Source organism: Halomarina halobia, assembly GCF_029338575.1.
Taxonomy (GTDB): Archaea; Halobacteriota; Halobacteria; order Halobacteriales; family Haloarculaceae; genus Halomarina; species Halomarina halobia.
The window spans coordinates 758,134-780,420 of record NZ_CP119992.1; the positions used below are offsets into that span (position 1 = coordinate 758,134).

Below are 22,287 nucleotides of genomic sequence, written 5' to 3' on the forward strand. Positions count from 1 at the left end.
CAACGCTTATGTGCTCATCTGTGGCTGAGGACTGATACGAGATGGTGTTCGAACGGCTTCGGTCCGTCACCCTGTTTGCCCTGTATCAGGCCGCCCTCCTCACGGGCATCCTCATGCTCCCGGTAGCGATGGTCGCGCGTCGCGTCGGCCTCCCGTTCCTCCCGGTCCACCGGGCGATCGGGCGACTGGGGGACGCCTACGAGCGATCGAGGGAGTTCGCGGAATCGACCGACGAGTGATCGAAGGGGTGCTTTTATCAGCGCAGGACGGATAGCCCGTGGTAATGTACCGCCACAGTCAGTCCTCGTTCGACTTCGACCGGCGCGACTACGAGGCTCCGATCTACGAACCGGAGATCGGCCAGCTGCCGGACGTCTCCGAGAAGGACTTAGAGAAGGTAAACCAGACAGGGACGACGACCATCGGCATCTCGACCGCGGACGGCGTCGTCATCGCGACGGACATGCGCGCCTCGCTGGGCGGGCGGTTCGTCTCCAACAAGAACGTCCAGAAGGTCGAGCAGATCCACCCGACGGCCGCGCTCACGCTCGTCGGGAGCGTCGGCGGCGCGCAGTCGTTCATCCGCTCGCTCCGCGCCGAGGTGAACCTCTACGAAGCCCGCCGCGGCGAGCCCATGAACATGCGGGCGCTCTCGACGCTCGCGGGTAACTTCGCGCGGGGCGGCCCCTTCTTCGCCATCAACCCCATCCTCGGGGGCGTGGACGACGAGGGCCACCACGTCTACTCGATCGACCCGGCGGGCGGCGTCATGGAGGACGACTACACCGTCACCGGCTCCGGCCTGACGGTCGCCTACGGGACGCTCGAACGCGAGTACCGCGACGACATGACCAACGACGAGGCGAAGGAGGTCGCCGCGAGCGCCGTCAAGGCCGCCGTCGAGCGCGACACCGGCTCGGGCAACGGCGTCTTCCTCGCCGAGGTGACCGGGGAAGGCGTCGAGATCCGGGGGCACAAGGACTTCGGCGAGGTCCTGTAACACTCCTCCGCCCCCGCCCTCTCGACCCCTCCTTCATCCCCGCGGGAGTTCCATCGCGAGCTGTACGTAGAGGTTCACCTTTGTCCCCGGCCCGCGTGGAGTGCACCATGGCCCGACGGGTTCTCGTCGCCTACGACGGATCGCTGCTCGCCGAGCGCGGACTGGCGTTCGCCACGAGCGAGTTCCCGGACGACGACATCGTCGCCCTCTACGTGGTCGACCGGGAGCGCGACGCGACCGCGATGAGCGGCTGGGGCGACGACCCCCACGAGTGGGAGGACTGGCTCGACGCCGAACGCGAGCACGCGGAGGAACTGTTCGATCAGGCGGAGACGATCGCCGAACGCGAGGGGGCGACGATCCGGACCGCCGTCGCCGTCGGCCGGGTCCACGAGACGATCGTGCGATACGCCGCGGACCACGACGCGGACATGGTCGTCGTCGGCACGCACGGCCGGTCGACCCTGAAGAAGGCCCTCCTCGGGAGCGTGGCGGAGGAGGTCACCCGCAGATCGCCCGTGCCCGTCGTGACCGTCCGGTAGGTCGGTAGCCCACCCGACGAACCGCCTACGACAACGTCAACCCCCGGATCTCTACCGCCCCCGCCTCGCCCTCCGCCTCCTCGACGCGACCGACGACGCGACCGTCGGTCGCCTCGGCGACCGACTCGGCGTCCGCCGGGGCGAGCGCCGCCACGAAGCCGGTACCCATGTTGAACGTCCGGTACATCTCCTCGTCGGCCACGTTCCCCTCGTTCTGAACGAACTCGAAGACCGGGTTCGGGTCGAAGGGGTCGTCGACGACGTAGCGGCGCTCGCCCATCCGCAGCAGGTTCGTCCACCCGCCGCCGGTGACGTGGGCGGCGGCGTGCGCGCCGTGCTCGCGCAGGGGCGCGAGCAGCTCCGCGTAGATGCGCGTCGGTTCGAGCAGCACCTCCCCCACCGTGCGCGACTCGTCGAGCGGGAACGGGTCCGCGAACTCGTGGTTCCTCGCGGCGGCCTTCCGCGCCAGCGTGAGGCCGTTCGAGTGGACGCCGCTCGCCGGGAACCCGACGAGCGCGTCGCCCGCCTCGGCCGCGCCGGGGAAGAGCGCGTCCTTCGGCGCGAGGCCGGCGCAGGTCCCCGCGAGGTCGAGTCCCCGGATCACGTCGGGCATCACGGCCGTCTCGCCGCCGACGAGCGCGACGCCCGCCTCGGCCGCGCCCGCCGCGAGCCCGCGACCCACCTGCTCCGCCACGTCGTCGTCCGGCGCGTCCACCGCGAGGTAGTCCACGAACGCCACGGGCTCGACGCCCGCCGCGACGAGGTCGTTCACGTTCATCGCGATGCAGTCGATGCCGATGGTGGTGAAGTCGTCCAGCGCCTCGGCGACGAGCAGTTTCGTCCCGACGCCGTCCGTGGCGAGCGCGAGGTAGCGGTCGCCGATGTCGACGAGGCCCGCGTAGTCGCCCTCGAACTCGCCGACCGCGCCGACGAGCGCCGCCGTCGCCGCCTCGCTGTCCGCGATGTCCACGCCCGCCCCCGAGTAGGTCATCCGCTCCTCGCCGTTCTCGCTCCCGCCGTCGCTCTCACCGGCGTCCTCGCTCATGCGCGAGAGGGCGAGAGGGGCGGACAAAAGCCCACCGGAAGGGGGTGGAGGCGGAGGCTGGCGGGGGGATCAGGTTGGCCGCGCCGGCCGCTCGAAGACGACGAGGCGGAACGCGACGAACAGCGCGAACAGCACGAGACCGCTGAGCGCGGCGGCGACGTACGGGAGGCTCGCCCCGCGCGTCCAGCCGAACGCGGGGTGCTCGGCGACGAGGCGGGGAACCACCCACCCGGCGAGGAAGACGCCGAGGGTCGCCCCGAAACCGAGGAGCCACCGCGCGGCGCGCGGGGCGAGGGCGGCCACGGCGACGACGAGCACGACCGCGGCGAACGGCGCGGCGTACGACGAGAACAGCCCCAGTACGTACGAGACGAACAGCAGGGCGCTCGCCGCGACGACCGCGCCGTCGAACGCCGTCTCCCGCAGTCTGGCGGGCATACCTGTCCGGTTCGTTATTCTGGATCGACAAGTACCTTCCCCCTAGAACCCCGTTCCGACGAACAGCAGCGCGAGCACCGCGAGGCCGGCGCAGATCACGAACGAGACGGCGAAGATGACGGTGCTCCACCCGAGGACCTTCCGGCCGTCGAGCGGGCCGAAGGGAATCATGTTGAACCCCGCGAGGATGAGGTTGATGGTCACGCCCAGCTGTCCCACCGTCCCGAGCGAGGGGAGGACGAGCAGCGGCGCGAACACGCCCGCGAGGACGACGTTGGTCGCCGGGCCGGCGAGCGCGATGAGGCCGACCTGTCGCTTCGTGATCGGCCGCCCGCCGTGGTAGACCGCCCCCGGCGCGGCGAAGAGGAACCCGGCGAGCCCCGCGCCGATGGCGAGCGCGAGCATGCCGTAGTCCGCCCGAAACTCCGCGAGCTGACCGAAGCGCACCGCGACCACCTTGTGCGCGAGTTCGTGCAGGAGAAAGCCCACGCCGACGGTGAACATGCTGACGAGGAGAGGCTCGACGGCCCGCGCGACGGCGAGGTCGCCCCACAGCAGGCCGAACGCCAGGCCCCGGTCGAGAAAGAGCGCGAAGGCGACGCCGAGCGCCAGCCACGCCGCGCCGAGGTCGACCACCTCCCGGGTCGAGAAGCGCACCTCAGAGCACCCCCCGGAGTACGAGGTCGACGCTGTTTCTGACCCCATCGAGCAGGAGGGCGACGATCTCGCCGGCGCTGTCGAACCCCTGACCGCTGAACAGGATCGGCACGAGGACCCAGAGGAAGAGCACCGATCCGATGAAGCTCCCGACGTTCGCCATGGCGACGACGAGGATGAGACGGAACAGGGGCACCTCGCGCATCCGCGCGAGGAGATCGCGGAGGGGGCTCTCCTCGTCCTTCAGGATCTCGTTGAGCGTGGCGATGTCGGTGACGTTGACCTGCGTGTAGCGCAGTTCGACGTACCCCGCGAACCAGCCCGGCGCGAGCAGCGGGTTGATGCTCGTGAGCCAGGCGACCGCGCCGCCGACGAGCGCGCTCGTCCAGTGGGCCCCGGCGAGCTTCGCCAGCGCGAACGTGAACGCGCCGTTGACGAGGAACCACGCGGCGAACAGTTCGAGCAGGAACGAGTCCTGGACGCCCGCCATCGCCAGCAGCACGAAGAACACGAGGAAGCCGAGGGTGAACAGGTAGCCGAAGACCTTCGCCAGCGAGAAGCGCCGCCCCGACTGCGTGCCGACGAGCGAGTCCATCGGCGGCAGCGTCTCGGGCCGGGCGAGGTAGCGTTCGATCCCCTCGCGGTGGCCCGCGCCGACGACGGCGACCACGTCGTGGCCCTGCTCGCGGAGCGAGACGAGCCGGTGTGCGATGAAGGCGTCGCGCTCGTCGATGAGCGCCTCCGCGCCGCCGGGGGAGAACCGGCGGAACTCCTCCATCATCGCGCTCACGACGTCGGTGTCGGTGAGATCGGACATGTCGAACTCCTCCACCTCCTCGGGCTCGGCGTCGACGACGCCGAACACGACCGCGAGCACCGCGCCCAGCGCCGCGCCGAGTCCCAGCGCAACGACCGCCGCGTCGGCGAGCGCGATCAGCAGGCCGGGACCGACGGCCGGGACGAGAAACGGCCCGGCGATCGACTCGGCGACGATAGCGACGAGCGCGCCGAGAAACAGCCCCGTCGCGACGCCGAGCTTCCGCGCGTCGGTGATGTTGAGCGCGAGTCCGCCGACGAGCTTCAGCTTCTCGAACGCGGAGAGGCGCGCCCAGAAGCGCTGGATCGTCACCTGGATGTCGCGGTCGACGAGCGCGACGCCGAGGCCGAGTCGCTCCGCCGCGTCGATCCCCGCGAGCATGTCCGCGCCGGGGCTGATGTCGAATTCCTCGCCCAGTCGCGCCTGCACGTACGAGAGCATCCAGTACGCGAGAAACTGAAAGACGGTGTTCCCCCGAAGGAGATCGCCAGCGTCGAGGTCGTCCGGGCCGTCGCCGCGAAGTTGGCGGTAGCGTCCCTCGTCGAGTTCGACGGCCACCACGTCGGGCCGTTCCTCCTCGACGGCGCGTTCGACTTCCTCGACGCTGTCCGCGGAGACGTGGGCCGTTCCGACGACACGTACCGACCCCCGCTCCGGGGCCTGCTCACTCATTGCTACTGGCTATCGGTTCAGCCTTCATACCAGTATCGCCGTCGAACGAGAAGTGGCCGACGGACGGTCGTTCTACTCGACGACGACGGATCCCGTGCTCTCCACCGTGAAGGTGTGCCCGCCGTAGTCGAGGATCACCTCCCCGGGCGCGCGGGGTTCGCCGTTGTAGCGCGGCGCGAACAGCGAGTCGAGCGCGTCCGGATCGATGACGTCGTACAGCGTCCGCGGCGCGTCGGCGTCAAGCGTCTCTTTCATCGCGTAGACGAGCAACTCCGACAGGTCCGAACGGTCGACCGCCATATCCACGCTTGCTGGACTGTACACCGTCTGTGAGGGGGCATTTTGCGACATACGCTCTTGGATGCCGGTCAGTGGGTTGCCTCTACTGTCGTACGGACCCGACGACACGCCGCCGTCGGGCCCTGTACCCGGATGCAACCGGGGGCCGACTGGCTCCCGCCGCCTCGCGCGGCGGTTGGCACAGCTTGGCACTGCTAACACATAAAGTTTCGAGTTATTCTCTATTTCTTGTTTTTATTGATACCGTATCTATCCGCGGGCGTTCGGGATACCAGCACCTAAGACCCGCGGACGCCACGGGGGCGACATGGAGCCGGTACCGTTGTCGGCGTCGTACACCGAGATGACCGAGATCCTGCTGCCGAACGACACGAACAACCTCGGCCGCGCGCTCGGCGGCGCGGTGCTGAACTGGATGGACATCTGCGGGGCCGTCGCCGCGATGCGCTTCGCGAGCAACCAAGTCGTGACGGCGTCGATGGACCACGTGGACTTCATCTCGCCCATCGAACAGGGCGAGGTGGTCGTCGTGGAGGCGTACGTCTTCGCAACCGGTCGCACGAGCCTCGACGTGAAGGTGGACGTCCACGCCGAGAACCCCCGCAGCGAGAGTCCCGACCGCGCGACGACGAGTTCGTTCTTCACCTTCGTCGCGCTCGACGAGGACGGCCGGCCGACGCCGGTCCCCGAGGTCGCCTGCGAGACCGCGGAGGAGGAGTCGATGCGCGAGGAGGCCGCCGCGGAGCGGCGGGCGCAACTGGAGCAGGTCGTGGATCGGCTGGAGGAGGGGTAGTCGTACTCGAGCGAGGGACCGCGGCCGACGAACCGCTCGTCTTCAGTCGAACATGCCGGTGGACATGTAGCGCTCGCCGCTGTCCCAGAACACGGTGATCACGAGCGGACACTCCGCCCCCCCGCCGTCCGACGCGACGACGGGACGCTGCTGGGAGGGCCGGTCGGGGGTCGGCGCTTCGGGTGCCTCCGGGCAGTCCGCCTCCGGGTCGGCGAGTCGGGCGGCGACCCGCCGGGCGGCGAGGTTCGACGCGCCGGAGGACTGCCCGACGAGGATCCCCTCCTCGCGGGCGAGGCGGCGGCACTCGGCCTCGGCGGCCTCGATGCTCACCGTCTCGACCGAGTCGATCAGGTCGAGGTCGAGGTTCGGGCTGACGAACCCCGGCCCCATGCCCTGGAAGCCGTCCCGCCCGCCCTCGCCGGTCGAGAGGACGGCGTTGTCCACCGGTTCGACCGCGACGACCTCCATTTCGGGGAACGCCTCGCGGAGGCGGCGGCCGGTGCCGGAGAGGGTACCGCCCGTGCCGACCCCGGCGACGAGCGCGTCGACGCGCCGCCCCTCGACCTGCTCTACGATCTCCTCCGCGGTGGTCCGGTAGTGGGCCTCGGGGTTGGCGGCGTTCTCGAACTGGCGCAGCTGGACCATGCCCTCCGCCGCCTCCAGTTCGTCCGCGCGCGCCTTCGCCTCCGAGATGTCGCCCTCGACGAGTTCGATGTCCGCGCCGTAGGCGCGCATGATTCGGCGACGCTCGGGCGACATGTCCTCTGACATCACGATCGTGACGTCGTAGCCCTTCGCGGCGGCCACCATCGACAGCCCGATGCCGGTGTTGCCGCTCGTCGGTTCCACGAGGCGGTCGCCGGGCCGGAGGCGTCCGTCGCGCTCCGCGGCCTCGACCATCGCCAGCGCCGGGCGGTCCTTTGCCGAGCCACCGGGGTTCTTCGACTCGATCTTCGCCGCCACCGTCGCGCCGGGCGGCGAGGCCACCCGCACGAGCGGCGACCCGATGGTGTCGAGGATGGAGTCGTCCATGTCCGTGACTTCCGGTCGGACGAGTAAAGGGGTGGCGGACACCGGCAGAACGCGCCGCCCGGCCGCGACAGGTTTTTCCCGCCGAGCGCGGAGATCGGGGTATGAGCGGGAGCGACGCGGGAACGCTCGCGGAGACGTACCTCGCCGCCGTCCAGCACGACCTCGTCGACCTCTCGGGCGAGGAGACGCTCGTCGGGGTCGTCCGCCGGCCGACCCGCTGGTTCAGCGGGGCGGTCGACGAGAACCGCCCCGAACTCGGCCCGCCCGGGGAGCTGCTCGACGAGGTGAAGGCGCGCCACGAGGACCTCAAGGCCCGGGGGCTCTGCGACGAGGGGGCGCACAACGCCGCGTGGGAGGACGTCGACTTCGAGCGGCGCTACCGCGAGCACCTCGCGGAGAGCGAGAACGCGCGGGCGGCGATCGAGGACCTCGCCGAGCGGGTCGGGTCGGGCGAGGACGTCGTGCTCGTCTGCTTCGAGGGCGAGAAGAAGGCCTGCCACCGCCACGCGCTCCGGGAGATCGTCGCGAGGGAGGTGTGACCGGGCGCGAGCGACCGCGGCGTGCGGGTCCTCGTCGACGCGCACGAGGAGCGACGGGCAGACGAGCGGGACAGGCGGGCGAGCGGGACGGTTAAGCCCCCGGGCGGCCGAGTGGGGGCAATGAGGTTAGAGACGATGTCGCCGAACCCGGTCTGGTCGGCCGACGCGTACGAGCAGACCGTCGCGACGCTCCGCGCGGCGGACGACGTGACCTACAAGGTGTGGGGCGGCGACTGGTGCAAGGACTGCCGGGCGCAACTGCCCGACTTCGCGGCGGCGCTGCGAGCCGCGGACGTCCCCGACGAACGGGTCGAGGACTTCCCCGTCGAGAAGGACGACGACGGGAACAAGGTCGGCCCCGGCGTCGAGGAGTACGGCGTCGAGTACATCCCGACGGTCGTCGCCGAGCGCGACGGCGAGGAACTCGCCCGCTTCGTCGAGTCGGCGGACGTGCCGGCGGCCGTCTACCTCGCGGAGGCGCTCTCCGAGCGGGACTGACGCAATCTTTTAGTGACGCCGGCGGGATACTCCCGACGGGTGAGAGTTCATGCCGGAGAGCGACGGCACCACGCACACCGGAATCGCATCGGACGACCCGGCCGAGGGACGACCGCCGCTGACGCGCTACGACGCGCTCCTCGCCGTCATCCCGGTCGCGTTCGCGGCGGCGCTCCTCGTCGCGCAACTGTTCCCCGTATCGCCCCACCGCGCGCTGCTCGGGGCGTCGATCGTCGGCGTCCTGGCCATCGGCGACGGCCTCTTTCGCAACCCCCCGCGGCCGACGCCGGCCGCCTGATCGCGACCGCTTACTCGCGACCGACTACCCCTGTCCGCGCCACGCCAGCGCGTCGTCGAGCGACGTCTGCGGCGGCGAGCACGCGAAGTCCTCACAGAGGTAGACCGTCGGCCCGTCGACGGCGTCGCGCGACGCCCAGATCGGCGGCGCGTCGTCGAGCCCGAGTTCGGAGAGCCACGACGACAGCCCGTCGTCGGCCGGCGGTCGCGGGGCGAGCAGGCGACGCGGGAGGTAGGTGGTCGCCAGGCGGTCGCGCCACTCGCGGGGGAACCCGTCGGCGGCGACGGTGAGCTCGACGTGTCCCGACGCGTACTCGTCGGCCGCCAGCGCGAGCGCCGTGTGCTGGAGCGGGTCGCCGCGGATCCGGTCCCCGTGCGTCGAGAGGACCGCCTCGGCGACGTCGGCGAACCCCTCACCCGGATCGAAGTGGTCGAGCGCGAGCAGGAGCGAGGCGGCCACCCCGGCGCTCGCGGGCGTCGAGTGGTCCGTGAGCTCCTGCGGGCGGGCGACGAGGTCCTCGCCGCTCTCGGGCGTGAAGTAGAGCGTCCCCGACGACTCGTCCCAGAACTCCTGCTCGATCGCGCGGGCGAGGTCGAGCGCGAACGCGAGGTACTCGACCTCGCCGGTCGCCTCGTAGCAGTGCAGCGCGCCGCGCCCGAGGAAGGCGTAGTCCTCGAGATACCCCCTGATGGCAACCTCCCCGTCCCTGTACCGTCGGTGGAGGACCTCCTCGTCTGCGTCCCAGAGGTGCTCGCGGACGAACGCGAGCGCCTCGGCGGCGCGGTCGGCGTACCCCTCGTCAGCGACGAGCGACCCCGCCGCGAACGCGGAGATCATCAGTCCGTTCCACCCGGCGAGCACCTTCTCGTCGCGCGGCGGGCGCTCGCGCCGCTCGCGCGCCTCGAAGACGTCGTCGTGCGCCGCGGCGAGCTTCGCCTCGACCGTCTCCGGGTCGAGGTCGAACTCCTCGGCGAGGTCGGCGAGCGAGGAGGAGACCGTGAGGACGGTCGTCCCTCCCTCGAAGTTGCCCGACTCCGTGACGCCGTAGTAGGCACAGAAGAGGTCGGCGGCCGTCCCGTCGTCCACCGCCTCGCGAACCGCCTCGGGCGTCCAGACGTAGAAGGTGCCCTCCTCGCCGCCGCTCCGGGCGTCGAGCGTCGAGAAGAGGCCGCCCCCCTCGTGGCGGAGTTCGCGCTCGACGAACGCGAGCGTCTCGTCGGCCACGTGGCGGTAGCGGGCGTTGCCGGTCGCCTGGAAGCCCGCGAGCATCGCCCGGACGAGTTCGGCCTGGTCGTAGAGCATCTTCTCGAAGTGGGGCACCGTCCAGGAGCGGTCGGTCGTGTAGCGGTGGAAGCCGCCGCCGACGTGGTCGTACAGCCCGCGGTTGGCCATCGCCGAGAGCGTCTCCTCCACGACCGCGCGGTAGGCGTCCCGCCCCGTGCGATCGTACGCCCGCAGGAGCAGGTGGATCCGACCGGTCTGGGGGAACTTCTGTCCCCGTCCGAACCCGCCGTGTTCGCGGTCGGCGGCGCGGACGGTCGCCTCCGCGACCCGGTCCAGGTAGTCCGTTCCGGGGGCCTCGCCCGGCTGATCGGGGACGGATTCGAGTTCGTCCTCGATGGCGCGCGTCCACTGGTCGGCGCGCGTCTCCATCTCGCGGCGGTCGTCGGGGTCGGACCACGACCCGGCGATGTCGGAGAGCAGTCCGCGGAAGCCGGGCATCCCCCGCTGTGGCTCCTTCGGGAAGTAGGTCCCGACGTAGAAGGGCCGCCCGTCAGGCGTGAGCCACACCGAGAGGGGCCACCCGGCGTTCCCCCTGACCATCTGACAGATGTTGATGTACAGGCTGTCGAGGTCGGGGCGCTCCTCGCGGTCGACCTTGATCGGGACGAAGTGCTCGTTGAGCAGTTCGGCGACCTCCTCGTCCTCGAAGCTCTCCTCCTCCATCACGTGACACCAGTGGCAGGCGGAGTAGCCGATCGAGAGGAAGATCGGAACGTCCCGCTCGCGCGCCGCGGCGAGGGCGTCCTCGTCCCACGGCTGCCAGTTGACGGGGTTGTCGGCGTGCTGGCGGAGGTACGGACTCTGCTCCTCGTCGAGGCGGTTTCGGTCCGTGGCGCTCATGTCTCTCCCTTGGACCCGCACGCGGTAAAGGCGTGCCCGTCGTGCGGGGCGGTGTTCAGAGACGCGAGTCCGCGTCGCATCGGTCGAGCGGAACGGTTCGAAAGCCCCTGCCGTCTCGACGACGGCCCCTTTCAGTCCCACCCAGCGGGGGATCCGGCCAGTCGGAGCGCATCTGAACAGTACCTCGCGCGGTGATCGACACCGTAACGCCGCCCCGCACGTACCGTGAGGTATCGTGAGGCAGAACGTGCCGAGTCACACGTCGCCGATTCCGAGGAGCGAACCGTCGGGGACGAATCGGGGGACGAGCGCGTGAGGCGGTACGCGACGGCGGGGTTGTTCCTCGTGACCGCGCTGCTGTTCGGGACCGCGTTCGCCGGAATCGAGGTGGGGCTGACGGCCCTCCCGCCGGTCCTCTTCGCGGCGCTCCGGTTCGACGTGGGCGCGCTCGTCCTGCTCGCCGTCGTCGCCGTCCGCGGCGGCTACTGGCGACCCCTGACGGGCGCTGACTACCGCGCCGTCGTCGTCAGCGCCGTCTTCCTCGTCTCGCTCAACGCCGTCCTGCTCTTCGTCGGCCAGCAGTACACGACGAGCGGGGCCGCGGCGGTCATGTTCAGCCTCGCGCCGGTCCTCTCGCCGCTGTTCGCGCGCTTCCTCCTCCCCGACGAGCGCATCTCCGCGGTCGGCGCGGTCGGCATCCTCCTCGGACTGGTCGGCGTGGTGGTGGTCGTCGCCCCCGACCCGACGCGGCTGCTCGCCGCGGACGCAGTCGGTCAGGCGCTCGTCGCCGTCGCGGCGGTGTCCGTGGCCTTCGGGAGCGTCCTCCTGCGGCGCATCGACCCGGACGTGGGGAGCCTCGCCATGACGGCGTGGGCGATGACGCTCTCGGCCGCCCTCGTCCACGTCGCCAGCCTCGCGCTCGGCGAATCGGCCGCCGCGGTCGCCTGGACGCCCGTCGCGCTCGGTGCCGTCGCGTACCTCGGGCTCTTCTCGACCGCGGGCGCGTTCCCCGCCTACTTCGCGCTCATCGAGCGCGTGGGGCCGATCCGGGCGAACCTCGTCACGTACGCCGTGCCCGTCGTCGCGTCGGTCACCGGCGCGCTCGTTCTCCTCGAACGGATCGCCGCGACGACGGTCGTCGGCTTCGCCGTCGTCGTCCTCGGGTTCGTCCTCGTCGAGCGGGACTCGCTCGGCGAGGAACTCGCCACCGTCCGGGCGCGCCTCGGCGGACGAGCACCTCCCGACGAGGCGGACGACTGAGACCGCCGTCCCTCCCGCGAGTATTCACGCCCGTGCACATGGCTCGCCCTTCGAAGAGCAACCTTTACATCACCGTGCGCACGCCTCTCGCGCATGACCGAGACCGTGCTCCTCGTCGGCGGCGGCGGCCGCGAACACGCCGTCGCCCGCGCGCTAGCGTCCGCTCCCGACTCCTCGGACGGGTCGCGCCCCGCCCCCGACTGCGCGCTCTACGCCTGCGCGAGCAACCGCAACCCCGGCATCGTCGACCTGGCCGACGGGTTCGAAGGGCTGGACGAGACGGATCCCGACGCGGTCGTCGCCTACGCCGAGGAGGTCGGGGCGACGCTCGCGGTGGTCGGCCCCGAAGCCCCGCTCGCGGCCGGCGTGGCCGACGCGCTGGACGAGGCGGGCGTCTACGCGTTCGGCCCGCGCGCGGAGCAGGCCCGCATCGAGACGGACAAGGCCTTCCAGCGGCGGTTCATGCGCGAGAACGGTATCCCGGGCTGTCCCGACTTCGAGACGTTCGACGACGTGGAGGCCGCCTGCGAGTACGTGGACGCCTCCGACGGCGACCTCGCGGTGAAGCCCGCGGGCCTGACCGGCGGGAAGGGCGTCCGCGTGACGGGCGATCAGATCACCAAGGAGGAGGCGAAGGCGTACCTCCGCGAGTCGGGGTACGACCGCGTGGTGCTCGAGGAGCGCCTCGTTGGCGAGGAGTTCACCGTGCAGGCGTTCGTCGCGGGCGGCGAGGTCCGCGTCTCGCCCGCCGTGCAGGACCACAAGCGCGCCTACGAGGGCGACGAGGGGCCGAACACCGGCGGGATGGGCAGCTACAGCGACGCCTCGTTCGAACTCCCCTTCATGACCGAGGCCGACTACGACGAGGCGGTGTCGATCGTCGAGGCCACCGTCGAGGCGCTCGATGGCTACAAGGGCATCCTCTACGGCCAGTTCATGCTCACCGCCGACGGCGTGCGAGTGGTCGAGTTCAACGCCCGGTTCGGCGATCCCGAGGCGATGAACACCCTTCCGGTGCTTCAAACCCCCCTGCTCGACGTGCTCGTCGCCGCGCGCGAGGGCGACCCGCTCCCGGAACTCGCCTTCGACGCGAAGGCGACCGTCTGCAAGTACGCCGTCCCCGCGGGGTACCCGACCGATCCCGAGGCGGGCGCGAGAGTCGAGATAGACGAACGGAGCGCCGGCGACGCGCTCCTCTTCTACGCCAGCGTGGACGAGCGCGAGGACGGCATCTACACCACCACCTCCCGGTCGTTCGCGGTCGTCGGCGTCGGACACACCATCGCGGAGGCGGAGGGGATCGCCGAGAGGGCGCTCGCCGTCGCGGGCGAGGAGGGGCTGCACGTGCGCCACGACATCGGGACCGAGGCGCTGGTGCGGCGACGCATCGACCACGTGAAGGAACTCCGGGGCTGACGCGGACCCGTAGCCGTTCATTATCCCCCCGGACGAAGCGCGACCGTGACCGACGACACGCGCCGCCACGACCGCCTGGATCGGGTCGCCACGCCGGGACCGCTCAACTCGCTGCAGCACTGGACCGACGCGAAGTCGCCGCTCCGGGTGACGCTGAACTACCTGCTCGTCCTGCTCGCGCGGATCGCCCCGAGCCTCCGCCTGCGCAACCGGGCGCTCCGGCGCGCCGGCGTCACCGTCGGCGAGGGGGTCTCGTGGGGGCTCGAGGCCACCCCGGACGTGTTCTGGCCCGAGCGCATCACCCTCGAGGACCACTGCATCGTCGGCTACGACGCCGTCCTGCTCTGCCACGAGTTCCTGCAGGACGAGTACCGACTGGGCGACGTCGTCGTGGGCGAGCGCGCCATGATCGGCGCGAAGGCGGTCGTCCTCCCGGGGGTGACGATCGGAGCGGGCGCGCAGGTGGGCGCTAACTCGCTGGTCGTCGAGGACGTGCCGCCGGGCGAGACGGTCGTCGGCGTGCCGGCGGAGCCGGTCGACCGGGACTGATTCGGGGATCGATCACTGACGAACCCGGACGATGCCGGACTTGAAGACGAGGTGATTGGGGACGATGAACTCCTCGTCGTCGTTCTCGACGTGCGTGACGAAGACGTCGACCTCCTGGACGATGCCCCGGTGTCCGTCGACCTCGACCGTGTCGCCGATGCCGTACGGCTGGGTCAGCAGGAGGAACACGCCGGCCGAGGCGGCGGCGAGCACGTCGCGAAGCGCGAGCGCGCCGAAGACGATGACCGCGAGGAAGTAGCCGCCGAGCAGGATGAGAAGCGCCCCCGAGGGGAGCCCCAGCGTCGAGAGCGCGATGACGACGGCGAGGTAGACGACGCTGTACTTGACGATCTGCGGGAGGACGCCCACCTCGGTGAGCTTCACGCCCTTGAACCGCTCCTGGATGGCGAGCTCCAGTTTGTCCCCGATGATGAGCCCGACGATGAGCACGAGCACGGCGGCGAACACCTGCGGGACGTACCCCAGGAGCGCCATCAGTGAGAGTCGCGTCTCGAGGAAGCCCTCGAGTTCGAGCGCCGCGCCGATGGTCGCGAGGTAGATGAACAGGGTGACGAGCGTGGCGATCAGGCCGACCGTCGAGGTGCCGAGGCGCTGGGCCCCCCGTTCGAACGCCGTCCCCTCGACCGCCCCCGGAACGCCGACGGCGGTCAGGAGTCGCTGGGTGAGTCGCCCGACGAGAAAGCCGAGTATCAGTCCGAACAGGAGAACGAAGACGGAGATGAGCGAGGTGGAGAGCACCTCGACGACGTCCCGTGCGAACGCTCGGACCTGCGACATCTCAGTACTCCTCCGGATCGAGTTCGAATATCAGCTCGCCGCCCGAGAACGCGCGGACGAGGCCGTCGCTCTCCGAGAGGACGACCGCGATGGCGTTCGTGTCGCGGGTGATGGCCCCGGCGGCCATGTGCCGCGCCCCGAGGCCCTTCGGGATGTCGACGCCCTCGGCGGAGGGTTCGAGGTACCGGTAGGCGGAGACGATCTTCCCCGAGTCGCTGATGATGAACGCGCCGTCCAGCCGGGAGAACTCCTTCAGCATCACGTTCACGATGGGGTCGCCGACGTGGACGTGTGACTTCTCGAAGGGGTTGTACGACAGCGACCGCGACTTGTTCATCACCTTCCCCGCGTCGCCGACGACGAACAGCGCCCCGACCGGCTTTCCCTTCTGGCCCTTCTTTCCGAGCTCGATGGCCACCTCGAGCACGTCGCGGATGACCGACGGCTCGGCGCGCGAACTGACGAACAGGTCGTAGACGCCCGAGTGAGTGAACTCCCCGCCGCGAACGTGCGTCACGGTGTCGATGCCGTCGGCGAAGAGCCGCGTCGCGCAGGCCACGTCGGTCCCCTCGTCGATGTATCCCTTGTCGAGCGCGCCCTCGAGCCCGAACCGGATCCGTTCGGTCACCTCCGTGAACTCGAGGGGGAGCTCGACGAACTGTTCCGCGTCGACGGCGTTCTCCAGCGCGACGACCACGACCGGCGTCTCCTCTGAGTCGGCGAAGTGGTCGTAGGTAGACGCGCTCGGTGAGAACAGAAACACGACGTCGACATCCTCAACGATGTCGTCCAGCAAGTCACCCAGCGCGGACATACCTCGTATATCTAAGGAGTACGTCAAAAACCTTTGCGAACGTCATCCGAACGGCGGACGAACGTCTGACGGGCGTGCTCCGATCCGCCCCTCGCCACGCTGAACGTTCAAAAACCCATACACGTCGCGGCGAGAGCGAGGTCCGTACGCGCGCATCACCAGAGGAACATCACGAACCCGACGGTGAGCCAGGCGCCGACGAGTCCCGCGACGGTGACCGCCAGGACGAGATCCCGCGGCGAGATCCCGCCGCTCGGGTTCCGGCGGCCGCTCTCCGTCGCGATCGTACCGCAGCGTCGACACTCCAGCACGACGCCGCGAGCGGGGTCGTACCGCCACCGGTGGCCCGTCGTCAGACAGACGACGGGCGCGAACAGCGACGGATCGTCTGCCGCGTCGGTCATCGGTGGCTCCGGAGCGTCGGCGTCGCGGCCGGGGGCATCCGCCGTCGAGACCCCCGCCGCGACGCGGAGCCGTTCCGACGCGGTCGCCGTCGATCGAGTTCGGGGAACGTGGACACGGTGCTACTGGTTCGCACTCGTTAGTCCGAAATAACGTTTGACCCGGATCCATCCTGTTCATTACCTTTCCGGCCGCGCGGCCGGCGAAGACCACCACCGAGGGCGACGACGAACCGGCTATCCGCTCCGCTCGTCCGGTTCGCCGCTCTCCACGTCGATGCGCCGAACGTCGTCCTCGCCGCTATCGCCGCCGCCGAGGAACTTCGCCCGCAGGTCGTCGGTGATGGACTGGACCTGGTCCTTGAGCGTCTTCACCTCCTCCTCGAACCGCTCGACGGTCCGTTCGACGTAGTAGACCCGCCGAGCGGGGATTCGGCGGACGATGTCGCGGCCCTCCTCGTCCTCGCCGGTCTTCACGATCCAGTGATCCTGGAAGTACGCGACGTGCTCGTTCTGTACCGTTCGTTCGACGGTGCCCTCGTCCGGGTCCTCGTACGCGATCGTCGCCTGTCCGAAGTCCTCCTCGACCATGAACCGGGGTAAACACCCGACACGGGTAGGCCCTGGGGTTGCGCAGGCCTGCCCGATTCTCCGTGGTCGGGCCGGGAACCTTTATGCGCCGCGGCCACGCGGGATCGACTCTATGCCGACCAACGACCCCGGGATCGGAGGGGCCGCCGGCCGCGATCCGGATCTCGACCTCGGCTTCACCGTCGGACTCAGCATGCCGTTCGAGGAAAGCGTGGCGTGGGCCGCGGACGAGGGGTTCGACTTCGTCGAACTGTTGCTCGACGGGCCGTACGCCCGCGAGCGCATCGTCGACCGGCGCGCGTCGATGCGGACGACGCTCGACGCGGGCGGCGTCGACCTCGTCGTCCACCTCCCGTTCGCCGTCGATCCGGGGTCGCCGTTCGCCCCCGTCCGGCAGGGTGCCGTCGCCGAACTCGTCGCCGGGATGGACCTCGCTGTCGACCTCGGTGCGGGGACGGTCGTGTTCCACCCCTCCTCCGACGCCTGGGACCTCGGCTGGACCGCGACGGAGCGCCGGGAGTTCGTCCACGCGGGGCTCGACGACCTCGTTCCCGCGGCCCGCGAGCGGGACCTGGAACCCTGCCTCGAGAACGTCATCTCGGGGTACTACGACGCGACGGCCTTCCCGGAACTGCTGGAGCGCTACCCCGACGCGTCGATGACCTTCGACACCAGCCACGCGCTGCTCGCCGGAATGGACGAACCGGGGATGGCGTCGTTCTGTCGCGACCACGCAGACCGGATCGGACACCTCCACCTGGTGGACACCCGGGGCGGCGGCGACGAGCACCTGCCGGTCGGGATGGGTCGGATCGACTTCGCCGCCGTGTTCGCGGGGCTGACCGAGGCCGGTTGGTCCGGCACGGCGACGCTGGAGGTCGGGACCGAGGACTACGACACGATCGCCCTCGGGAAGCGCCACGTCGAGGAACTGCTCGCGCCCGCCTGAACGGCCGGCGGTATAGCGGGAGACGCCCCCGATACCGGTCGGGGCAGCGTCCCCGATACCGGCTTCGGATCGGTACCCCCGCGAGGCGTTGCTCTTCCGGGGCTTACTCGTCCGAGGGCTCGGCGAGCCGTTCCTTGATGTCGGTCGAGGACACGATCCCGACGTAGTCCCCGTCGCTATCGCGGACCGGGAGGTGGTTGAAGCCGTACGTGGTCATCATCGCGGCGGCCTCTCCCAACCGCAGGTCCGTCGTGACCGACTCGACCGGGGTCGTCATCACGTCGGCGACGCGGCACCGGTCGGGGTCGTGTCCGTCGGCGATCGCGTCCCGCAGATCGGTGCTCGTGAAGATCCCCGCGTCGACGCCCGGGACGAGGAGCGCGTTGATGTCGTGATCGCGCATCACTACCGCCGCTTCCCTGGCAGTCGCATTCGACGCGATCGTCTCCACCGGCGTCGCCATCACCGCTTCGACGCGAGTTTCGCTGAGAATACCCATATACACTCACTCTCGGCCGACGGCTTGTCTGTTGTCCCCGGCGCGCCACCCTGTTATAGCGCACCTCCATGCTCGGGGGGGGGGTCCCTCCCCCGTCCCCACGAGTTCAACGGGCGAAACTGGTCGACATCGCGCTCGAACACCGAATAACGACACAAAGCTCATGTCCTCTCGCCAAGAATTCCTCGCGTGTCAAGCTCGTGGGCGGCAGCGCGGACGCACGGACGGTTCGTTCAGGTCGCCCTGTTCACCTTCTTCCTGCTCTCGTGGGTCGTCGCGAGCGTCGCCGTGGCGCTGTTCTTCCGTATCGAGGGTATGGCCGTCGTACTGGTCCTCGTCGCGGTCGGCATCGTCCTCGGTCGCGCGTTCCTCCCGCTCTTTCGTCTGGTCTACCTCGCGGAGAGCAACCGAAAGTGGAGTCGCTGACAGTCGAAGCGTGCGGATCGGGGGACCGGTGACTCCGCGGACGGAGCCGGTCGTCCGGAGCATCGACCCGCCTCCAGAGTACCGGTACGCGCTCCCCGATAACGCGGCGAACTCGCCGCCGAGATCGGCGACTGGCCCGCGAGAGGGCGGACGGCCCCGGCTACGTACGCTCCGTCACGTCTATCGTGCCGTTCGCCGTCACCGGTCTTCGATCGGCCGAGACGTCCCTCGGCCGCGCCTCGACGCCGTATCGGTACGATCCCGGCGGCGCGGTCGACTCGACGAAGACGGGGAGCTCGGCGGTCACCCGGTCCCGCGGCTCGTCCCACTGCCAGTAGGGCGGGTACGACTCCATCGTGCCGTCGGGCCGCGGTCGAACGGACGCCTCGTCGATCCCGAGACCCATCTCGACGGGAGAGGCGTGCGAGGGAGGCAGCGACTCGGCGAACGTCTCGGGGGGAAACACCTGTACGGTGCTCGCGTGCCGGACGAGCACCGTGGCGGTCCCCGACTCCCCCTGCAGGAGGACGACGTCTTCGACGCACGCGGTCACCGACCCGTCGTCCGGACAGTTCACCCGGGATTCGGTCGACGCGTCCGCTCCGCCGCGTCGATCGTCTCCGCGTCCATACCGGCCCAGGCAGCCGGCGACGCCGACCGCGCCGACGAGGGCGCACCGGTAGAGCGCGGCGCGACGGGAGCAGGAGGGCATGCCGATAGGATACCACCGTTTCGGGCATAGCCTTTCTGCGCGACCGACCGTCGGGAAACCGCCGTACATCCCCTGGGTTCGAGCGTCGGCGAGTGAGCGGGTCGGAGAACCCGGACGACGCCGTTCGCCGAGCGCCTGCGGCGCTCGGGCCAAGGAGCGACCGCAGGGAGCGACGCTGTGCTTTTGATCGAGCTTTTGCCGAGGGCTGCCTTCGGCAACTCGGAGCGCAAAAGGTCGTAGTGCGTGGGACCGGATTTGAACCACGGTCGTTCCGCTCGCTCGCGCTCGCTTCACTCCCTGATTCAAATCCGCTCTGTTCGCTTTTCGTCCTCGCTGTCGCTCGGACAGAAAATGCGTGGGACCGGATTTGAACCGGCGGACCCCTACGGGACAGCGTCCTAAGCGCTGCGCCGTTTCCTGGCTTGGCTACCCACGCTCACCTCCACGTACCCCGATGTTCACAATGAATTTGTCGCTCTCGCTCTCCTCGGGCAAAAGCGCTATGCGCGTCGGGCGTCCACCGTAGGGCATGTTCCGCGCGCGCGACCAGGTCGAGAACGAGCAGTGGTTGGCGACCCTCGACCGGATCGGCGACCGCCTCGATCTCGGTGCCGCGGCCCGCTCGCGCGCGACCGACCTCTTTCTCTCCACGCTCCCGGAGTCGGAGCGCTCCAAGCAGGCCACGCTCGCGGCGAGCGTCTACGTCGGGGCGCTCATCGAGGGCGAGCGGCGCTCGCAGGGCGACGTGGCCGACGCCGCGGGGGTGTCCAGGCTCACGATCCAGAAGCGGTGGAAGGAACTGATCGAGGAGGCGGGACTGCGACGGCCGAACTGGTAGTGACCGATAGCTGATGACGCAGACGGTCCCGAACGTCGATAGCGAGCGGCGTCAGCCCTGTTCGCGCGCGGGAGGTCGTCCCGCCGCGTCGGGCGTGAGGTCGCCGTGTTCGTCGATCTCGCCGCGGACGATGCGCGTCGAGGAGATCCGCTCGCCGTCCTCGGCGGGGACGTGGTCCACGACGACGATCTCGAGCGGGTCGAACCCCTTCTCCTCGCGGATCTCGTTTACGAGCTCACCGCCCTCGGTCGTCTCGGGCGAGACGATCAGGTAGTCGAAGTCGGGTTCCTCCGTCGCGATACCCGTCGGTTCGTGGAGCGTGCGGATCTCGTACTCGCGGTCGTGGCGCTCGGCGTAGGCGGAGAGCTCGCGCTCGAGGTCGCGCCGCCGTTCCTCGTACGGGCGGACGTACCGCTCCTCGTTTCGCGTCCTCGGTGCGAGATCGTCGCTCGTCAGTCCGACGGTGACGTCGCCGAGTTCGAACGCCCGCTCGAACAGCGCCCGATGACCGTCGTGCACCGGGTCAAACGTCCCCCCGAGCGCGACATTCATACACATGCCGTGGGGCGCACGGGGCTTATGCCTTCGGCTATCGATCCGCGGTCGAGCGGAGCGGTCAATCGTCGTCCGGCGCCTCCTCGACGGGTCGCTCGACGGAGATCTGCACCGGTCGCTCGTCGCTCGCCCGATCGGCGAGTCGGTCGTCGAGGTTGAACACCGTGTTCAGTTCCGCCTGGACGTCCCCGACGATGTCGGCCACGAGGTCGCTCGGCGAGATGGCGACGTACTCGTAGGGGTTGTTCCCCGCCCCGGCGGACTCGCGCTTGTCCCGGGTCACCTTGCCGTCGTCGTTCAACTTCGCGAGCGCCTCGCGGACCGTACTCGGGTACAGCCCCGTCCCCTCGGCGATCTCGTCGCTCGTCGAGTCGGGGTACTGCCGCAGGTAGAGGTAGATGCGCGCCCGGGTCTCGGTGTCGAGCACCCACGCGAGCAGGTCGACGAGCCCGTCGTCGAGCGTCTCTACCGCCCTGTCGGCCTCCCCTTCGAGCCGCTCGCGGACGCCTCCGCCGTGGATACCCGACGCGTCGTCGTTCTTGTCATCTGTCGCCATAGATTGAGTGTATCCGATTCCAGGGAATTGGCCAATAAAAATCCTCCCCTAGAGGAGCAGCGACTCGCACAGCGCGTCGAGCCCTCCCTCGCGCCGGACGCGACGCTGTCGGTCGGCCCCACTCTCGTCGTCGTACACGTCGCGGATGCCGGAGATCCCGAGGCGCTCGCACTCGCGGTCGACGACCTCGCCGAGGCCGCACGTCGACTCGCACGCGCGATCGATGAACGACGCCTCGTGCCCCCAGCGCATCGCCCGCCACTTGTTCTCGTCGAGCGTCTCGCGCCGGTGGCGCGTTCCGTCGCCGCGGTGGCGGGCCTCGCCCCACGGGTCCCGGCTGTCCTCGTATCGCTCCCCGAGCTCCGTCACGAGCGCGTGGACGTGCTCGACGAACGCGAACACCCGCTCGGGGTCGGCCTGACCGTCGGGGGTCCGCACCTCGACGGTGCCGTGGGCGGAGTGGGGCCGGACGTCGTACCAGAGTTCCCCGCGATCCCTGATGGAGTTCGTCTCGATCATCAGCCGCTCCAGCCGGAGGAACTCCTCGAACGACCCGAAGGCGGTGGGCATGCCCGTGTTCGGCAGCCCCTCGAAGATCTTCGCCCGGGCGGAGGCGAGGCCGGTGTCGTAGCCGTCCCAGAACGGCGAGTTTGCCGACAGCGCGAGCAGCACGGGGAGGTGCCAGCGGATCTCGTTGGCGATCCACGTCGCCTTGTCGGCGTCGTCGACGCCGACGTGGACGTGCAGGCCCGCGGTCGTGTTGCGGTGCTGGGGGTACTGGATGCGGTCGAGCTGGGCGCGGTAGCGCGGCTTCTCGGCGTGTTCGAGTTCGCGCCACCTCGCGGCGGGGTGCAGTCCGGCGGCCGCGATCCGGTAGCCGTGGGCCGCCGCGTGCTCGACCAGCGCCTCGCGGACCTCGACGAACGCGGCGCGGGCGTCGGCGAGCGACTCGACAGTCGGCGTCTGCGTCTCGATCACGAACTTGAACAGCTCGTGGTCCAGTCGCCCCTCCAGTATCGCGGGCGGCTCCGTCTCGTAGACGAGTTCGTCCGTCCCGGAGGTGGGGCGACCCCGCTCGTCGACGACGAAGAACTCCTCTTCGATGCCGAGCGTCCCCGTCCGGTCGAACGCGTCGGCGGACCCCAGTTCCATACCAGCAGTGTCCGTC

At 69.9% G+C, this 22,287-nt stretch carries 29 protein-coding genes and 1 tRNA gene; 13 read left to right on the forward strand and 17 right to left on the reverse strand.

The window, feature by feature from the left end:
* Positions 1-41 precede the first annotated feature (41 nt).
* The 3 genes from P1K31_RS04015 to P1K31_RS04025 all read left to right on the forward strand — a co-directional run bounded on the left by P1K31_RS04015 (position 42) and on the right by P1K31_RS04025 (position 1,542).
* Positions 42-239: a hypothetical protein gene (locus tag P1K31_RS04015; protein ID WP_368410830.1), complete on the forward strand. Its 198-nt coding sequence runs from the start codon at positions 42-44 to the stop codon at positions 237-239.
* A gap of 44 nt (positions 240-283) precedes the next feature.
* Positions 284-1,000: an archaeal proteasome endopeptidase complex subunit beta gene (gene psmB / locus P1K31_RS04020; protein WP_276304992.1), complete on the forward strand. Its 717-nt coding sequence runs from the start codon at positions 284-286 to the stop codon at positions 998-1,000.
* Positions 1,001-1,107: 107 nt separating this feature from the next.
* On the forward strand, positions 1,108-1,542 hold the full coding sequence (locus P1K31_RS04025; RefSeq protein ID WP_276304993.1) for a universal stress protein: 435 nt from the start codon (positions 1,108-1,110) through the stop codon (positions 1,540-1,542).
* Between the two features lie 25 nt (positions 1,543-1,567).
* Here P1K31_RS04025 and purM read toward each other — a convergent pair whose 3' ends face one another.
* The 5 genes from purM to P1K31_RS04050 all read right to left on the reverse strand — a co-directional run bounded on the left by purM (position 1,568) and on the right by P1K31_RS04050 (position 5,495).
* Entirely contained in the window at positions 1,568-2,587 is a 1,020-nt protein-coding gene (gene purM / locus P1K31_RS04030) for a phosphoribosylformylglycinamidine cyclo-ligase (protein WP_276304994.1), read from the reverse strand.
* A gap of 69 nt (positions 2,588-2,656) precedes the next feature.
* On the reverse strand, positions 2,657-3,025 hold the full coding sequence (locus tag P1K31_RS04035) for a hypothetical protein (RefSeq protein ID WP_276304995.1): 369 nt from the start codon (positions 3,023-3,025) through the stop codon (positions 2,657-2,659).
* A 42-nt stretch (positions 3,026-3,067) separates the two neighbouring features.
* Complete coding sequence (locus P1K31_RS04040; RefSeq protein ID WP_276304996.1) at positions 3,068-3,682, reverse strand: zinc metalloprotease; 615 nt, start codon at positions 3,680-3,682, stop codon at positions 3,068-3,070.
* 1 nt (position 3,683) lies between these two features.
* Entirely contained in the window at positions 3,684-5,171 is a 1,488-nt protein-coding gene (locus P1K31_RS04045) for a TraB/GumN family protein (protein WP_276304997.1), read from the reverse strand.
* 72 nt (positions 5,172-5,243) lie between these two features.
* The gene (locus P1K31_RS04050; RefSeq protein WP_276304998.1) at positions 5,244-5,495 is read right to left on the reverse strand and encodes a HalOD1 output domain-containing protein; all 252 of its coding nucleotides are present in this window, start codon (positions 5,493-5,495) and stop codon (positions 5,244-5,246) included.
* A 283-nt stretch (positions 5,496-5,778) separates the two neighbouring features.
* Between P1K31_RS04050 and P1K31_RS04055 the strand changes: the two genes are divergently transcribed.
* A complete protein-coding gene (locus P1K31_RS04055; RefSeq protein ID WP_276304999.1) occupies positions 5,779-6,264 on the forward strand; it encodes an acyl-CoA thioesterase in 486 nt (161 codons plus the stop codon).
* A gap of 42 nt (positions 6,265-6,306) precedes the next feature.
* Here P1K31_RS04055 and P1K31_RS04060 read toward each other — a convergent pair whose 3' ends face one another.
* The gene (locus P1K31_RS04060) at positions 6,307-7,296 is read right to left on the reverse strand and encodes a PLP-dependent cysteine synthase family protein (RefSeq protein WP_276305000.1); all 990 of its coding nucleotides are present in this window, start codon (positions 7,294-7,296) and stop codon (positions 6,307-6,309) included.
* A 101-nt stretch (positions 7,297-7,397) separates the two neighbouring features.
* On the opposite strand from P1K31_RS04060, the gene P1K31_RS04065 reads away from it, so the two are divergent.
* The 3 genes from P1K31_RS04065 (at position 7,398) to P1K31_RS04075 (ending at position 8,631) form a co-directional block, all read left to right on the forward strand.
* Complete coding sequence (locus P1K31_RS04065) at positions 7,398-7,835, forward strand: DUF488 family protein, N3 subclade (protein WP_276305001.1); 438 nt, start codon at positions 7,398-7,400, stop codon at positions 7,833-7,835.
* A 120-nt stretch (positions 7,836-7,955) separates the two neighbouring features.
* A complete protein-coding gene (locus tag P1K31_RS04070; protein WP_276305002.1) occupies positions 7,956-8,333 on the forward strand; it encodes a thioredoxin family protein in 378 nt (125 codons plus the stop codon).
* 49 nt (positions 8,334-8,382) lie between these two features.
* Positions 8,383-8,631 carry a DUF8015 family protein gene (locus P1K31_RS04075; protein ID WP_276305003.1) on the forward strand — a complete coding sequence of 83 codons (249 nt, stop codon included), beginning with the start codon at positions 8,383-8,385 and terminating at the stop codon, positions 8,629-8,631.
* A gap of 24 nt (positions 8,632-8,655) precedes the next feature.
* Here the strand turns inward: P1K31_RS04075 and P1K31_RS04080 are convergent, their stop codons facing one another.
* Complete coding sequence (locus tag P1K31_RS04080) at positions 8,656-10,755, reverse strand: thioredoxin domain-containing protein (protein WP_276305004.1); 2,100 nt, start codon at positions 10,753-10,755, stop codon at positions 8,656-8,658.
* A 225-nt stretch (positions 10,756-10,980) separates the two neighbouring features.
* Here P1K31_RS04080 and P1K31_RS04085 point away from each other — a divergent pair, with 225 nt between their 5' ends.
* The 3 genes from P1K31_RS04085 to P1K31_RS04095 all read left to right on the forward strand — a co-directional run bounded on the left by P1K31_RS04085 (position 10,981) and on the right by P1K31_RS04095 (position 13,980).
* Positions 10,981-12,015, forward strand: coding sequence for a DMT family transporter (locus tag P1K31_RS04085; protein ID WP_276305005.1), 1,035 nt, complete (start codon positions 10,981-10,983; stop codon positions 12,013-12,015).
* Between the two features lie 93 nt (positions 12,016-12,108).
* Complete coding sequence (gene purD / locus P1K31_RS04090) at positions 12,109-13,431, forward strand: phosphoribosylamine--glycine ligase (protein WP_276305006.1); 1,323 nt, start codon at positions 12,109-12,111, stop codon at positions 13,429-13,431.
* A 45-nt stretch (positions 13,432-13,476) separates the two neighbouring features.
* Positions 13,477-13,980, forward strand: coding sequence for an acyltransferase (locus P1K31_RS04095; RefSeq protein WP_276305007.1), 504 nt, complete (start codon positions 13,477-13,479; stop codon positions 13,978-13,980).
* A 12-nt stretch (positions 13,981-13,992) separates the two neighbouring features.
* Here P1K31_RS04095 and P1K31_RS04100 read toward each other — a convergent pair whose 3' ends face one another.
* The 4 genes from P1K31_RS04100 to P1K31_RS04115 form a co-directional block, all read right to left on the reverse strand.
* Complete coding sequence (locus P1K31_RS04100; RefSeq protein ID WP_276305008.1) at positions 13,993-14,778, reverse strand: mechanosensitive ion channel domain-containing protein; 786 nt, start codon at positions 14,776-14,778, stop codon at positions 13,993-13,995.
* A 1-nt stretch (position 14,779) separates the two neighbouring features.
* A complete protein-coding gene (gene dacZ / locus P1K31_RS04105; RefSeq protein WP_276305009.1) occupies positions 14,780-15,592 on the reverse strand; it encodes a diadenylate cyclase DacZ in 813 nt (270 codons plus the stop codon).
* 155 nt (positions 15,593-15,747) lie between these two features.
* Positions 15,748-15,996 carry a hypothetical protein gene (locus tag P1K31_RS04110; protein WP_276305010.1) on the reverse strand — a complete coding sequence of 83 codons (249 nt, stop codon included), beginning with the start codon at positions 15,994-15,996 and terminating at the stop codon, positions 15,748-15,750.
* A 234-nt stretch (positions 15,997-16,230) separates the two neighbouring features.
* The gene (locus P1K31_RS04115; RefSeq protein ID WP_276305011.1) at positions 16,231-16,584 is read right to left on the reverse strand and encodes a hypothetical protein; all 354 of its coding nucleotides are present in this window, start codon (positions 16,582-16,584) and stop codon (positions 16,231-16,233) included.
* Between the two features lie 112 nt (positions 16,585-16,696).
* Here P1K31_RS04115 and P1K31_RS04120 point away from each other — a divergent pair, with 112 nt between their 5' ends.
* A complete protein-coding gene (locus P1K31_RS04120) occupies positions 16,697-17,533 on the forward strand; it encodes a sugar phosphate isomerase/epimerase family protein (RefSeq protein WP_276305012.1) in 837 nt (278 codons plus the stop codon).
* Between the two features lie 103 nt (positions 17,534-17,636).
* Here the strand turns inward: P1K31_RS04120 and P1K31_RS04125 are convergent, their stop codons facing one another.
* Entirely contained in the window at positions 17,637-18,032 is a 396-nt protein-coding gene (locus P1K31_RS04125) for a CBS domain-containing protein (protein WP_276305013.1), read from the reverse strand.
* A gap of 189 nt (positions 18,033-18,221) precedes the next feature.
* Between P1K31_RS04125 and P1K31_RS04130 the strand changes: the two genes are divergently transcribed.
* Positions 18,222-18,458 (forward strand): hypothetical protein, encoded by a 237-nt coding sequence (locus P1K31_RS04130; protein ID WP_276305014.1) that lies wholly within the window; start codon positions 18,222-18,224, stop codon positions 18,456-18,458.
* A gap of 160 nt (positions 18,459-18,618) precedes the next feature.
* Here P1K31_RS04130 and P1K31_RS04135 read toward each other — a convergent pair whose 3' ends face one another.
* Positions 18,619-19,170, reverse strand: a complete 552-nt coding sequence (locus tag P1K31_RS04135; protein ID WP_276305015.1) for a hypothetical protein — start codon at positions 19,168-19,170, stop codon at positions 18,619-18,621.
* Positions 19,171-19,522: 352 nt separating this feature from the next.
* Positions 19,523-19,606: transfer RNA gene (locus tag P1K31_RS04140), tRNA-Leu, on the reverse strand.
* A 93-nt stretch (positions 19,607-19,699) separates the two neighbouring features.
* On the opposite strand from P1K31_RS04140, the gene P1K31_RS04145 reads away from it, so the two are divergent.
* Complete coding sequence (locus P1K31_RS04145) at positions 19,700-20,008, forward strand: cyclin family protein (protein ID WP_276305016.1); 309 nt, start codon at positions 19,700-19,702, stop codon at positions 20,006-20,008.
* Between the two features lie 51 nt (positions 20,009-20,059).
* On the opposite strand, the gene P1K31_RS04150 is transcribed toward P1K31_RS04145, so the two are convergent.
* The 3 genes from P1K31_RS04150 to P1K31_RS04160 all read right to left on the reverse strand — a co-directional run bounded on the left by P1K31_RS04150 (position 20,060) and on the right by P1K31_RS04160 (position 22,271).
* Positions 20,060-20,560, reverse strand: a complete 501-nt coding sequence (locus P1K31_RS04150; protein ID WP_276305017.1) for a phosphopantetheine adenylyltransferase — start codon at positions 20,558-20,560, stop codon at positions 20,060-20,062.
* A 64-nt stretch (positions 20,561-20,624) separates the two neighbouring features.
* Positions 20,625-21,119 (reverse strand): winged helix-turn-helix domain-containing protein, encoded by a 495-nt coding sequence (locus tag P1K31_RS04155; protein ID WP_276305018.1) that lies wholly within the window; start codon positions 21,117-21,119, stop codon positions 20,625-20,627.
* A gap of 48 nt (positions 21,120-21,167) precedes the next feature.
* Positions 21,168-22,271, reverse strand: a complete 1,104-nt coding sequence (locus tag P1K31_RS04160; RefSeq protein WP_276305019.1) for a glutamate--cysteine ligase — start codon at positions 22,269-22,271, stop codon at positions 21,168-21,170.
* Positions 22,272-22,287: the final 16 nt, after the last annotated feature.

What these genes read in the sequence shown, in the direction of transcription:
- P1K31_RS04145 (WP_276305016.1), top strand. Translation starts at nt 19,700, where the DNA reads ATGTTCCGCGCGCGCGACCAGGTCGAGAACGAGCAGTGGTTGGCGACC.
- P1K31_RS04080 (WP_276305004.1), bottom strand. Translation starts at nt 10,755, where the DNA reads ATGAGCGCCACGGACCGAAACCGCCTCGACGAGGAGCAGAGTCCGTAC.
- P1K31_RS04060 (WP_276305000.1), bottom strand. Translation starts at nt 7,296, where the DNA reads ATGGACGACTCCATCCTCGACACCATCGGGTCGCCGCTCGTGCGGGTG.
- P1K31_RS04125 (WP_276305013.1), bottom strand. Translation starts at nt 18,032, where the DNA reads ATGGGTATTCTCAGCGAAACTCGCGTCGAAGCGGTGATGGCGACGCCG.
- P1K31_RS04055 (WP_276304999.1), top strand. Translation starts at nt 5,779, where the DNA reads ATGGAGCCGGTACCGTTGTCGGCGTCGTACACCGAGATGACCGAGATC.
- P1K31_RS04035 (WP_276304995.1), bottom strand. Translation starts at nt 3,025, where the DNA reads ATGCCCGCCAGACTGCGGGAGACGGCGTTCGACGGCGCGGTCGTCGCG.
- P1K31_RS04110 (WP_276305010.1), bottom strand. Translation starts at nt 15,996, where the DNA reads ATGACCGACGCGGCAGACGATCCGTCGCTGTTCGCGCCCGTCGTCTGT.
- P1K31_RS04065 (WP_276305001.1), top strand. Translation starts at nt 7,398, where the DNA reads ATGAGCGGGAGCGACGCGGGAACGCTCGCGGAGACGTACCTCGCCGCC.
- P1K31_RS04160 (WP_276305019.1), bottom strand. Translation starts at nt 22,271, where the DNA reads ATGGAACTGGGGTCCGCCGACGCGTTCGACCGGACGGGGACGCTCGGC.
- purM (WP_276304994.1), bottom strand. Translation starts at nt 2,587, where the DNA reads ATGAGCGAGGACGCCGGTGAGAGCGACGGCGGGAGCGAGAACGGCGAG.
- P1K31_RS04070 (WP_276305002.1), top strand. Translation starts at nt 7,956, where the DNA reads ATGAGGTTAGAGACGATGTCGCCGAACCCGGTCTGGTCGGCCGACGCG.
- P1K31_RS04150 (WP_276305017.1), bottom strand. Translation starts at nt 20,560, where the DNA reads ATGAATGTCGCGCTCGGGGGGACGTTTGACCCGGTGCACGACGGTCAT.
- P1K31_RS04045 (WP_276304997.1), bottom strand. Translation starts at nt 5,171, where the DNA reads ATGAGTGAGCAGGCCCCGGAGCGGGGGTCGGTACGTGTCGTCGGAACG.
- purD (WP_276305006.1), top strand. Translation starts at nt 12,109, where the DNA reads ATGACCGAGACCGTGCTCCTCGTCGGCGGCGGCGGCCGCGAACACGCC.
- P1K31_RS04015 (WP_368410830.1), top strand. Translation starts at nt 42, where the DNA reads ATGGTGTTCGAACGGCTTCGGTCCGTCACCCTGTTTGCCCTGTATCAG.
- P1K31_RS04135 (WP_276305015.1), bottom strand. Translation starts at nt 19,170, where the DNA reads ATGCCCTCCTGCTCCCGTCGCGCCGCGCTCTACCGGTGCGCCCTCGTC.
- P1K31_RS04155 (WP_276305018.1), bottom strand. Translation starts at nt 21,119, where the DNA reads ATGGCGACAGATGACAAGAACGACGACGCGTCGGGTATCCACGGCGGA.
- dacZ (WP_276305009.1), bottom strand. Translation starts at nt 15,592, where the DNA reads ATGTCCGCGCTGGGTGACTTGCTGGACGACATCGTTGAGGATGTCGAC.
- P1K31_RS04115 (WP_276305011.1), bottom strand. Translation starts at nt 16,584, where the DNA reads ATGGTCGAGGAGGACTTCGGACAGGCGACGATCGCGTACGAGGACCCG.
- psmB (WP_276304992.1), top strand. Translation starts at nt 284, where the DNA reads ATGTACCGCCACAGTCAGTCCTCGTTCGACTTCGACCGGCGCGACTAC.
- P1K31_RS04100 (WP_276305008.1), bottom strand. Translation starts at nt 14,778, where the DNA reads ATGTCGCAGGTCCGAGCGTTCGCACGGGACGTCGTCGAGGTGCTCTCC.
- P1K31_RS04120 (WP_276305012.1), top strand. Translation starts at nt 16,697, where the DNA reads ATGCCGACCAACGACCCCGGGATCGGAGGGGCCGCCGGCCGCGATCCG.
- P1K31_RS04075 (WP_276305003.1), top strand. Translation starts at nt 8,383, where the DNA reads ATGCCGGAGAGCGACGGCACCACGCACACCGGAATCGCATCGGACGAC.
- P1K31_RS04025 (WP_276304993.1), top strand. Translation starts at nt 1,108, where the DNA reads ATGGCCCGACGGGTTCTCGTCGCCTACGACGGATCGCTGCTCGCCGAG.